Annotated in this window: 8 protein-coding genes and 1 pseudogene; 2 read left to right on the top strand and 7 right to left on the bottom strand. The window is 59.8% G+C overall.

What is annotated here, in order from left to right; translation table 11 throughout:
- Nucleotides 1–1,368: a PTS transporter subunit EIIC gene (locus IEX01_RS01325; RefSeq protein ID WP_188723139.1), complete on the bottom strand. Its 1,368-nt coding sequence runs from the start codon at nucleotides 1,366–1,368 to the stop codon at nucleotides 1–3.
- 289 nt (nucleotides 1,369–1,657) lie between these two features.
- On the opposite strand from IEX01_RS01325, the gene IEX01_RS01320 reads away from it, so the two are divergent.
- Entirely contained in the window at nucleotides 1,658–2,857 is a 1,200-nt protein-coding gene (locus tag IEX01_RS01320; protein WP_024557403.1) for an enolase C-terminal domain-like protein, read from the top strand.
- A 2-nt stretch (nucleotides 2,858–2,859) separates the two neighbouring features.
- On the opposite strand, the gene IEX01_RS01315 is transcribed toward IEX01_RS01320, so the two are convergent.
- The gene (locus tag IEX01_RS01315) at nucleotides 2,860–3,576 is read right to left on the bottom strand and encodes a GntR family transcriptional regulator (RefSeq protein ID WP_024557404.1); all 717 of its coding nucleotides are present in this window, start codon (nucleotides 3,574–3,576) and stop codon (nucleotides 2,860–2,862) included.
- A gap of 116 nt (nucleotides 3,577–3,692) precedes the next feature.
- On the opposite strand from IEX01_RS01315, the gene pdeB reads away from it, so the two are divergent.
- Nucleotides 3,693–5,258 carry a cyclic di-3',5'-guanosine monophosphate phosphodiesterase PdeB gene (gene pdeB, locus IEX01_RS01310; protein WP_024561496.1) on the top strand — a complete coding sequence of 522 codons (1,566 nt, stop codon included), beginning with the start codon at nucleotides 3,693–3,695 and terminating at the stop codon, nucleotides 5,256–5,258.
- On the opposite strand, the gene IEX01_RS01305 is transcribed toward pdeB, so the two are convergent.
- The 5 genes and pseudogenes from IEX01_RS01305 to yczE all read right to left on the bottom strand — a co-directional run bounded on the left by IEX01_RS01305 (nucleotide 5,247) and on the right by yczE (nucleotide 11,053).
- A complete protein-coding gene (locus tag IEX01_RS01305) occupies nucleotides 5,247–5,717 on the bottom strand; it encodes a 2TM domain-containing protein (RefSeq protein WP_024557406.1) in 471 nt (156 codons plus the stop codon). The two genes, pdeB and IEX01_RS01305, sit on opposite strands and share 12 nt — an antisense overlap.
- Nucleotides 5,718–6,191: 474 nt before the next feature.
- Entirely contained in the window at nucleotides 6,192–6,545 is a 354-nt protein-coding gene (locus tag IEX01_RS01300) for a DUF1428 domain-containing protein (RefSeq protein WP_024557407.1), read from the bottom strand.
- Between the two features lie 81 nt (nucleotides 6,546–6,626).
- Nucleotides 6,627–9,186 (bottom strand): annotated as a pseudogene (locus IEX01_RS01295) (beta-galactosidase small subunit-related protein).
- Between the two features lie 109 nt (nucleotides 9,187–9,295).
- Nucleotides 9,296–10,372, bottom strand: a complete 1,077-nt coding sequence (locus tag IEX01_RS01290) for a LacI family DNA-binding transcriptional regulator (protein WP_188723138.1) — start codon at nucleotides 10,370–10,372, stop codon at nucleotides 9,296–9,298.
- A gap of 75 nt (nucleotides 10,373–10,447) precedes the next feature.
- Entirely contained in the window at nucleotides 10,448–11,053 is a 606-nt protein-coding gene (gene yczE, locus IEX01_RS01285) for a membrane protein YczE (protein ID WP_188723137.1), read from the bottom strand.
- Nucleotides 11,054–11,087: the final 34 nt, after the last annotated feature.

Here is an 11,087-nt window from a genome sequence, read left to right as displayed (position 1 = left end):
TTATACCTCGTCGCGCTTAAGCAGCAGCGTGGTCAGCATGAACGACAACACCAGCGACAGCGCGACGCCCAGCAGGGCGAAAATAAAGTACGGGCCGAGGTAGGCTGGCAGACTAAAAATACTCGACAAAATGTAGCCATAAAGCCGCACGCCGAAAAAAGCGATAAAGGCGGACGCGAGCGAGCTTGCCGCCGTTGCGGCGATAAACGCTTTTTTATAGCGCGTCAGCACGCCAAACAGCGCCGGTTCAGTAATGCCGAGCAGCGCCGAGACCGCCGCGGAAAACGCCACGCTTTTATCGTTGCGCCCACGGCTTAAGCGCCAGATAGCGAAGGTAGAACCAGCAATGGCCATATTGGCCATAAACATCATCGGCATCAGCATGTCGTAGCCGCGGTCGCTGAAGTTTTGCAGCGCGATGGGCGTCATAGCGTGGTGCATGCCGGTGAGGATCGCTACCGGGCGGATCGCCCCGACAACCAGCCCGGCGAAGCTTGCAGAGACGCCAAACAACCCTTCAATAAACCACGCCAGCGCTTTGCCAAGCCAGATGCCGAGCGGACCTATCGCCACCAGCGCTGCCAGCGCGGCAAGAAACAGCGTCAGCGTTGGGGTAAAGACCGTTTTCAGCGTATCTGGCATAACGCTGTCTACCCAGCGGTGGATATAGCTCAACGCCAGCACGGAGAAAATGACGGGGATGACGCTTGCCGAATAGTTGAATACGGAAACCGGAATGGCGTTCAGAAACCAGAATGCGTTCACCGCGTCCGGCGCATGGCTGACGAGCGCTTTCGCCGCCTCGATAAGCGAGGGGTACATCAGGCAGGCCGCCACCGCCGCCGCCAGGTACTCATTGGTTTTAAAGATTTTCGCGGCGGAAACGGCAAGGAAAAAGGGCAAAAAATAGAAGACGCCGCTCGCGATAAGATCGATAACGATCACCGTATCGCTCTTTGCCGGAACGGCGCCCAACGCAACCAGCCCGGCCAGCAACCCTTTTATCATCCCCGCGCCGGCGATAGCGGGAACAATCGGGCCGAAAACGCCGGAAACCGTATCCATAAACAGCGAAACCAGGCTTTTTCGTCCCTTTTCGCTTGCCGCAGGCGCTTGCTCACGGCCACCCAGCGCCACCAGCAATTGCTCATACCAGCTGTTCACTTTCGGCCCGATGATCACCTGGAACTGGTCGCTTTGCAGCTGCGCCCCCAGCACGCCGGGCACTTTTTTTATTTCCGCCTGCTCCACTTTATTTTCGTCGATTAAGTCAAACCTTAAACGCGTCATGCAGTGCCAGACTTTATTAATATTTTCCGCCCCGCCCACGAGACGAATAATATTATTTACGGCCTCATGCGTCCCCATTTCATCTCCCGCTATCACATTATTATTCTGGCGTTATTGAGCTTCCAGAGTAGGGAAAGACAAGCCATAAAACAAACCAATAAAATCAGACAATAGTCACAATTTGCGATAGCCAAGGCGCCACAATGGCCGTCCGTTGTGAATTGGTACGGTATTTTTATAAATAATGCGAAAATAACAAACCAATAAAAATAGTCTGGAAAAAGCGGTTTACGCGCCCCTTATTTTGCGGCAATAGTAAATAAACGCGTAAAAAATAGTTCTGACCCGTCGCCTGGGAGAAATTACAGTGTTGCCAACTCGTATCGAAAATGTCGAATGCTTTATTACCCGCCCTGACCGCCATAATCTGGTAGTCGTGCGGGTGCGCACAAACAAAGGTGTGACCGGCCACGGTTGCGCCACCTTCCAGCAGCGCCCGCTGGCGGTCAAGACCATGGTCGATGAGTACCTCAGACCGCTGCTGGTGGGACGCGACGCCAACGATATCGAAGATTTATGGCAGCTAATGATGGTCAACGCTTACTGGCGCAACGGTCCGGTCATCAACAACGCCATCGCTGGTGTGGATATGGCGCTGTGGGACATCAAGGCGCAGCTCGCTGGCATGCCGCTTTATCAACTCTTCGGTGGCAAATCAAAAGACGCTATCGCCGCTTATACGCACGCCAGCGGCGATACGCCTGAAGCGCTGTGTGAAGCAATAGACGCTCTGCTTGCTCAGGGCTACCGGCATATTCGCTGCCAGACCGGCTTTTACGGCGGCGTAGCGCAGGCGATGCACCTCACCCGCGCCCCGTCTCCCGGCGCTTATTACGATCAGGATGAGTACATCGCCAGTACGGTCGGCATGTTTAAAATGCTGCGGGAGAAATATGGTCAGCGCTTCCATATTCTGCACGATGTGCACGAGCGGCTTTTCCCCCAGCAGGCGGTGCAGCTCGCCAAAGCGCTGGAGCCTTACCAGCCGTGGTTTCTCGAGGATATCCTGCCTCCTGCGCAGAGCGCCTGGCTTGAGCAGGTGCGCATGCACAGCAGTGTGCCGCTGGCGATGGGCGAATTATTCAATAACCCGGCGGAATGGCACGACTTGATAGTTAACCGACGCATCGATTTTATTCGCTGCCACGTTTCGCAGATTGGCGGCATTACGCCTGCGCTCAAGCTCGCCGTTTTCTGCCAGGCGTTCGGCGTGCGCGTGGCGTGGCATGGTCCGGGCGACATGACGCCCATCGGCGTGGCGGTGAACACGCACCTGAATATCCACCTGCATAACGCCGCTATTCAGGAATACATTGCGCATAATGACGAGACCGGCTCGCTCTTTCCTGGCGCCATAACGCCTGAAAACGGCTATCTGTATGCGCCGCAGCAGCCAGGCATTGGCGTGGGATTTGATGAAGAGAAGGCGAACTGCTGGCCGGTGGTTTATCGGCCCCATGAGTGGACGCAAAGCCGCCTGCCCAACGGCGCTATCCACACACCCTGACATCAGGCTTCGCCCTGGCGGAAAGCGAGATTGTCGCGGTTGAAGGGAATCACATAAGTGCAGCTGTAATTAATATCGATGATCTCGCTTATCTCATACACCCTGCCTCCTTCCAGAATGCCGCGATTGCTGATGCGCATGGCCGGCATTCCCTTCCTGCAGCCCAGCAGCGCCGCCTGCTCGCGGCTTACGCTCACCGCCTGGTAGGCCGTGAACAGGTGTGAAATGCGGTAGCCTTTGCTCAGCACATACTGCTGAAGCGAGCGCTCAATAACCTGCTGCGTGAGATCGGGGAAATCTTTTACCGGCAGTCGGGATACTTCAATCTGCACCGCGACGTCGTCTACAAAACGCAAGCGGCAGAATTGCCAGATATATTCCCCTTCGGCAAGCCCAAATGCCTGCTGCGCCTCGCCGTCCGGCAGTTTCTTGTGCAGGCTTATCATGCGATAGCGGATTTGGTCGAAGCGTTTTTCGGTGATGGAGTTGTAGACCAACGGATTACTGCGCGCGTGCTCGTTGATCCAGATGCCGGAACCCTGCACCACGCGCACCACGCCAATGCTGACCAGCTTTTCCAGCGCCTGACGGATAGTAAAGCGCGAAACGCCATAATCAACGGCAAGCTGGCGTTCGGGCGGCAGCTTACGCGGCCCGTTCTCGTCGCGCTGATAAATCTTGCTCAGAAGATCCTGCGTCACGAACTCTTTTTTCTTCACTCGCCCTCTCCCGCAGCGAAATCATGCTTCGCCGCTGTGCAAAAATTTCCCCGGATCGCTATGCTAACGTGAGCCTGATGTTTTGTATAAACATCAACAGGAAAGTTGGGGATGACGTGAAGACAAAACATCGAGTAAGTCTGATTACCGGCATGCTGACGCTGGCCCTGCTGCTGCCAGTGCTGTTCAGCATCTGGTTTGCCCATCATCAGGCGGAAAAACGCTTTCGCAGCGAACTGAACAGTTATACCGACCGCACGATACGTCGCACCGGCCAGGTGGAAGAGCAGGCAAAACTCGCGCTGTGGGAGATCAACCGTTTTCAGGGCGAAACCTGCAGCCCTGCACACCTTCAGGCGATGCGTCGGCTCACCTTCAGCTTTCGTCACGTTCAGGAAGTGATGTATATGCGCAACCGCACATTGCTCTGTTCCTCGCTTGAAAGCCGCGGCGAGCAAATGCGCTGGCCGCGCCCCGATCGCATCAACGCGGAAGGCTACGCCGTCTGGTTTACGCAAAGCAACGATCTCAATTTTTATCACTATATGGTGGCGCTCGGTATCGGATCGCATGTTGTCGTGATGGATCCGATGTCGTTTATCGACGTTATCCCCTTCGGCAGTTGGCCTATTGAGGTGGCGCTGATTGGCCTGAACCAGAACCGGGTCATCGCAAGCAGCGTGCGCTTTGATGAGAGCGTCTGGCAGCGCGCCCAGCAGGGAAAGCTCAGCAGGCTTGAATATCAGGGCAATGTTTATCTCATCCGTCGCCAGCCCGAATCCGGCTTTGCGCTGGTGGTCTGGGCCTCGCGCCTGCCGCTGGAAAAAGAGAGCCGCGACCAGATGATGGTCTGGCTGCCGCTCGGCGTGGCGATAAGCGCCTTCGCCGTGGTGCTCATGCTGCGCCTGCTGCGACGGATCCAGTCGCCGCGCTACCGACTGCTGGATGCGATTAACGCCTCCGAATTGCGGGTCTATTATCAGCCTGTCGTCAACCTTTCCAACGGTCGGGTGGTGGGTGCCGAAGCGCTGGTGCGCTGGCCGCAGCCGGACGGCTCCATGCTAACGCCCGATATTTTTATTCCGCTTGCCGAACAAACCGGGCTTATCTCGCGCATTACGCGTCAGGTGGTGCAGAGCGTGTTTCGCGATCTGGGCGACTACCTGCACGTTCATCCCGACATGCATATTTCCATTAATCTTGCGCCGGAAGATTTATTTTCAGATGACCTGCTCGATTTGCTCACGCCGCTGCTGGCGCGCTGGCAGGTGGAGCCGCAGCAGATAGCGCTGGAGATAACCGAGCGCGGCTTCGCCGACCCGAAAGTCACCTCGCCGGTTATCGAGCGGCTGCGCGAAGCGGGGCATAAAGTTTATATCGACGATTTCGGCACCGGCTACTCCAGCCTGAGCTACCTTCAGGATTTACCCGTCGATATTCTGAAAATCGACAAATCCTTTGTCGACGCGCTGGAATACAAGCAAGTCACGCCACACATCATCGAAATGGCGAAAAGCCTGCGGCTCGAAATGGTGGCCGAAGGGGTGGAAACAGAAAGCCAGGCGGACTGGCTGCGCCTGCACGGCGTGCAGTACGGGCAGGGCTGGCTCTACAGCAAAGCCCTGCCGCCAGGCGAATATATCGCCTGGTTTAATCAGCAAAACGCCACGCTACTTACGTAACAGTTGCTGTAGCCGCTGCTGCTGGCGGCGCGCCAGCCAGTCCCCCAGCACAAAAAGCTTTATCCCGCTCACGGCGATAAGCCCGCCCCAGATAAGCGTCGGCCACATAAACCAATAATGGCCGGGCGACGTAAACAGGTTAATGAGCGTAAGCCCGCTACAGACCACAAACCAGGTAATAAGCTGCCGCCAGAAGGCGGATTCGCGGGCAAGACGCGCCCGGGCCGCCTTCACGCGCTTATCCAGCGCGTCATCCTGACCGGGCGGCGTGGCCTCCTGGGTCAGCTCAGCGACGTTCACGCCAAAGGCGGCGGCAATGGCGCCCAGGGTATCCAGGCTCGCCTGGCCGCCGTTTTCGATGCGCTGAATGGTGCGCACGTTTAATGAAGCGAGCTCTGCCAGTTGCTCTTGCGACCAGGCCCTGGCGAGACGCCGTTCGCGAACGCTATTCTTATTCATAAACCCCTCCGGATAACGAGACCTGGCAAGCGTAAAACGAGGCGTTCGCCAGCGCCACGACACGCGCCCGACACGCGCCCGACACCTTCCCGACAGGCGCGCGGCGGCGGTTTCTCTTCTACGCTGGAAGTATAAGCAACGCGAGGATCGCCATGACAAAGAAAGTGGGTTCCCCCAACTGAAAAGGCGCGGCACTGGCTGGAACCCGGCCCGGCGGCGCTGATTAGCGCAGTGGAAAGCGGAGCATAACATCATGACGCGGAGCGGGCATACCGTCCGGGTGTTATGCTTGCGTCGAGCGCCGTCTTTACGATGAGGCGATATCGGAAAACGATAACGTTTTTATCGTTGCAGTCGTCAACGCGCGGCTGCGGCCGCAGCGGCCCCGCACGCTGCCTTACGCCGGGGCCGGTTAGTTTCGCACTGACGGCGAGGTGCCTGAGCGCAAAAAGGGCTTATCCGCCGCTCGTCGCACTAGTTATCCAGAATCGGCATAAAGCCGCCGTAAATCATCCGTTTGCCGTCAAAAGGCATCTCATCGCCAAGCGCCTTCATGCGCGGGTCCGCCATCATTTTTTCATTGGCGGCGTCGCGCACCTCTTTGGAGGGGTATTCAATCCAACTGAACACCACCTCCTCGTTATCCTGCGCCTGTACCGCGCGACGAAAGTCGGTCAGCCTGCCGTCGGGCACATCTTCGGCCCAGCACTCCACGACACGCAGCGCGCCAAACTCCTTAAACAGCGGCGCGGCTTTTTCAGCCAGCGCCTGATAGGCCGCTTTATTTTCCGCAGGCACCGCCACGACAAAACCATCAACATAGTTCATTTCATACCTCCGTAACGAAGGAACGGGCGGCGAAGCGCCCGCGTTGATCGTGCGAGGATAAGTGTAGCGGCGCGCCCGGTTTCACGCCTGTCGCCAGCTAAAGCTGTAATGCAGACGTTCTTCATTGAAAATAAATTCTGGCGCGACGCTGGGGCTCCAGGAGTCGTCGCCGCCCACGCCCATATGGAACGCGTCGAGGTTGAGCCTGACGCCCGCCTCTTCGCGCAGCAGGTGGCGATGGCTGGTCTCTTTAAGCTGCTGCGCGCTGTAGCGGCTCAAACCAAAGTGGAACACCCCCTGTAGCAGATGCGAACCGTAGCGCAATTCATGTGTATCACAGCGCAAGCCGTTTTCGCCCGGGAAGATATAGGGCGTATGCAGCGCGTTTAACGGCAGCGTCCAGCGCCCCTGTTGCGCCGCGAGGCGTCTGTCGGGGTAGCTTTCATGCGGCCCCAGCCCCAGCCACTGCACCTCTTCCGCCACTTCCGCAAGCTGGCAGCTCAGGCCGATGCGGGCGGGCGCCGGGATACCCTGGGCTACCTGCACGTCTACGCTGCCGTGCAGCGCGCCGCTGGCGTCAATACGCCAGTTTTTCTCGCTGATAAACAGCGTCTGGCCCGCGTGGCGCCAGGCGTGAAGAGTGCGGATAAGCACCTCGCGCCCGGTCGTCACCGCCTCGCAGCGCAGACATTCCGCCGTCATTTCATACATCGCGCGGGTGAAGTTATCCTTAAGCGGCGACAGCAGCGTCGGCAGGCCGTCGCGCCACCATTGCTCCAGCCAGCCGCTCTGGCGGTTGAAGCACCACGTATTCTCGCCTTGCCGCACGCGCAGCGCGGTTTCGGTAACCTTGAGCTGCGGCGTTTCGCCCTGCGCTATCGGCTCCGGTAAAACCAGCGGCGCCGGCAGCCGCCACTGATCCCACGCGCAGCGGTGTCCGGCTGCTGACCAGGCGGTCGCCTGCGGCTGCACCACTTCTACATTCAGCCAGCGCTGGCCGGGCGGCAGGGTTTCCGGCAGGGTCAGCGTAAACAGCTGTTTCCCCTGCGGCGCAAGCTCGAGCGTCATCTCCCCCTGTCCTGCCGTTTCGCCTTCCACTTCCAGCCGCCAGCGCAGCCGTTCGTTATCCGTGCGGCGGAAAAGGTATTCGCTGGTCACTTCCACCATCAGCGGCGTGTGGGAAACCAGACGAAACTGGAAGAATTGCTGGGCGCGCTGCGCTTCATAAAGCGCCCAAAAGGTGTTGCCGTCGGCATCGGTTTTACACAGCGCCTGGTCGACCCAGTCCCAGACAAAGCCGCCCTGCAGGCGCGGAAACTCGCGAAACGCCTGCCAGTAGCGGGCGAACCCGCCGAAGCTGTTGCCCATCGCGTGCGCATACTCGCAGAGGATCAGCGGGCGGGTTTCGCCAGGCAGGCCAATCCACTTTTTCAGCGACCACTTCGGCACCGCCGGGAAAGGCTGGTCCTGGTCCACACGGGCGTACATCGGGCAGATAATGTCCGTCGCCGCCGTGTTCGCCCGTGGGATCGTTGGATTTGATCCAACGGTAGAGCGCGTCGTGATTCGCCCCGTGGCCCGATTCGTTGCCGAGCGACCAGATAATAATGCAGGGATGATTGCGGTTCGATATCGCGGCGCATGGTTTCTTCGTCTACCACCTGTCCACGCTCGGGATGGTGCTCGTGGCGGTTCACGCCGCGGATAAGCAGCGGCTGTCCGTTGAGTTTCAGCAGCCCTTCGCTGATCTCCACCTTACGAAAGCCGATGTCGCACGCCTCGGCTTCCAGCAGCGCGTTATGCTCGTCATAAAGCGCCACCACCAGCCGGTAAAGATGCGGCGCTTCGGCGCTCCACAGCAGCGGTTTTTCCACCGGCAGGCGCAGCGTTACGCGGTCGCTCCAGGCGCCGCGCTCGTCGATGATTTCGCTGCCGAAGGGGCTATCGCCCTGCGCGACGCACGCTCCGTCGCGCCAGAGCGACAGCGCCACGCGGCAGGCGGCAACGGCTGGGCCTTCCGCGCGCGCCAGCACCTCGAGCGTCGCGCGGCTAAAGTCCTCATTCAAATGGGTGCTGGCCTGGTAATCCGCAAGGCGGGTGGCGGGCTTGTGCTGTAGCGTGACGTCGCGAAAGGCCGGCATGCAGCACGCCGCTCAGGTCAAACTCCGCAGGCAGACGACTATCCTGCGAATACCCTACCCAGCGCCCATTGCAGAAGAGGTAAAACGCAGAGTTTACGCCGTCAAAAACAATGCGCGTCTGCCCCTGCGCCGGTCGGGTTCTCTTTGGGCACACAGGGCGGCGTGACGGGAATGGGATAGGTGACGTTGGTGTAAATCGGCGTATCGAAACCCTGCATCTGCCAGTTGGAAGGCACCGGCATCGCCGCTGCTTGCGGCAGATCGGTCAACAACCAGCTTTCCGGCACCTGTTCCGGTGCGCTGAAGAAAGAGAACCGCCACTGGCCGTTCAGGCTTAGCCTGTGCGCCTGGGCAGACGCTTCACGCGCCGCTTCCACGGTGCGCCAGCTGTGAAACGGCGGGTGGGCATCAAGCCGGTTAAGGCTGGTTACCAGCGGATTTTCCCAATCGCGGCGGGCCAGCAGCGTCTGTAAAGCAACAGTCTGGGCAGGGGCGGTCATCGTTACCTCATCTATTTTTGCGAAGCGCTCACAATGAAGTCACGATGCACCAGGATTGCGCTCAGGTAAAGCAGGAGATCGTTATCCGTCGAGGAGGATCACAGAAGCATCAGGCGTTTTTCAGCAGCGCCACTTCTGCGGCCAACTGGCGAAGCGCCTGGGCAAGGCGCTGCGCATCCGGCGCATCCTGGCGCGGCGCGGTAGTCCGGCGCTCAACCAGAGAGACCGGCAGCACGCGCTGGCCGGCTCCCGGCGGTTGCGTAAGCCCCGCTACCAGTCCATCCACCGCCTGTTCGCCCAGTTCGCGGAAATCCTGCCGAATGGTGGTGAGCGGCGGCGAGTACCAGGCGCTGTCGGCGGTGTCGTCATAACCGATAACCGAGAGCGCCTCCGGCACGTTGATGCCGCGCTCGGCGCAGGCGCGAAGCACGCCCAGCGCCATTTGATCGTTGGCGACGATAATGGCCTCCGGCCGGGAGGCGAGCAAGGCGTGGCACTGCTGGTAGCCGGAAGCGGCGCTCCAGTCGCCCTGCGCCACCGCGCAGGGTTCCAGATCCGCCTTAGAGAGCGCCGCAAGCCAGCCATCGTGGCGCAGGCGCGCCGACACCGCGTTTTGCGGACCGGCGAGGAGCGCGATACGCCTGCGCCCAAGCGCCAGCATATGTTCCACCGCCAGCCGCGCGCCGGCAAAAGCATCGAAAACCAGGCTGCTGACCCGCGCCTGCGGCCCAACATCAAGAAACAGCGTCGGCAGCGGATGGCAGCGCTGCGCCAGCCGCTCCGCCTCCTCCTCTTCCAGCGGCACGTTGATGAGCACGCCATCCACCCGCTGCGCCAGCAGATTGTCCACCGCCGCATGGCAGGCTTCGGGAAGGTTTTCATCAAGCATAGAGATGACCACGCTGAAGCCGCGCTGGCTGGCACGGATTTTCATGGCGGCGGCGATTTGCGAAGGGGCGTGCAGCGCGAGCGTCGTGGTTACCAGCCCGAGCGTCATGGTGGGCTTGCCAGCGAGCTGCTGCGCCACGCGGTTAGGCACGTAGTGCAGCTGCGCCATCGCCTGTTCGACTTTCTCGCGGGTACGCGTTGATACGTGCTCCGCCTGGTTTATCACCCGCGACACGGTCTGGTAGGAGACGCCCGCATGGCGGGCAACGTCGTAGAGCGTAATGGCTTTTGGCTTCATGGCGGCTGGCTTAGAGGAAAAAAGATATTCTACACCAGCCGCCGCTTTTCTGTTGCGATGCGCTTCGCAGCCCGTTCAGATCGTCTGGCGAGCGGCTGTTGGCGCGGCTGGGACCACGCGAAACCATGGCAGGCAGAGCTGAATAAGCGGTCCGATAGTGAGCGCATATAATACGGTGCCGGCGCCAAACGTGCCGCCCATCGCCCATCCCGCCAGCAGCACCGTCACTTCAATCGCGGTGCGGATGCTGCGCACCGACCAGCCAGTACGAGCGTGAATGCCGGTCATCAGGCCGTCGCGCGGTCCGGCGCCAAAGCCAGCCCCAATATACATGCCAGTGGCGATCGCGTTTACTGCCACCGCCGCCGCCAGCAGCACGCCGCGGGCAACGAGCGATTCCATTGGCGGCATCACCGCCAGCGCCGCGTCTGCCGCCAGCCCCAGCACCACCACGTTGCTTACCGTGCCGAGACCCGGCCGCTGGCGCAGCGGTATCCACAACAGCAGCACCAGCGCGCCTACCAGAATCATCACCATGCCGATATTGAGTGAAAAAATCCGCGCCACGCCAAGGTGAAAGACGTTCCACGGGTCGGCGCCCAGATCGGCCCGCACGAACATCGCCGTGGAAACGCCGTACAGCACCAGGCCGGTGTAAAGCTGAATTAATCGACGCACCATTTTTTCATCCTCTTTTGCGTGAATGGCTATCACT

The sequence above is a fragment of the Franconibacter daqui genome, assembly GCF_014644275.1.
Taxonomy (GTDB): domain Bacteria; phylum Pseudomonadota; class Gammaproteobacteria; order Enterobacterales; family Enterobacteriaceae; genus Franconibacter; species Franconibacter pulveris.
The sequence above is the reverse complement of the archived record's forward strand: the minus strand, read 5'-3'. Positions and strand labels throughout refer to the sequence as shown.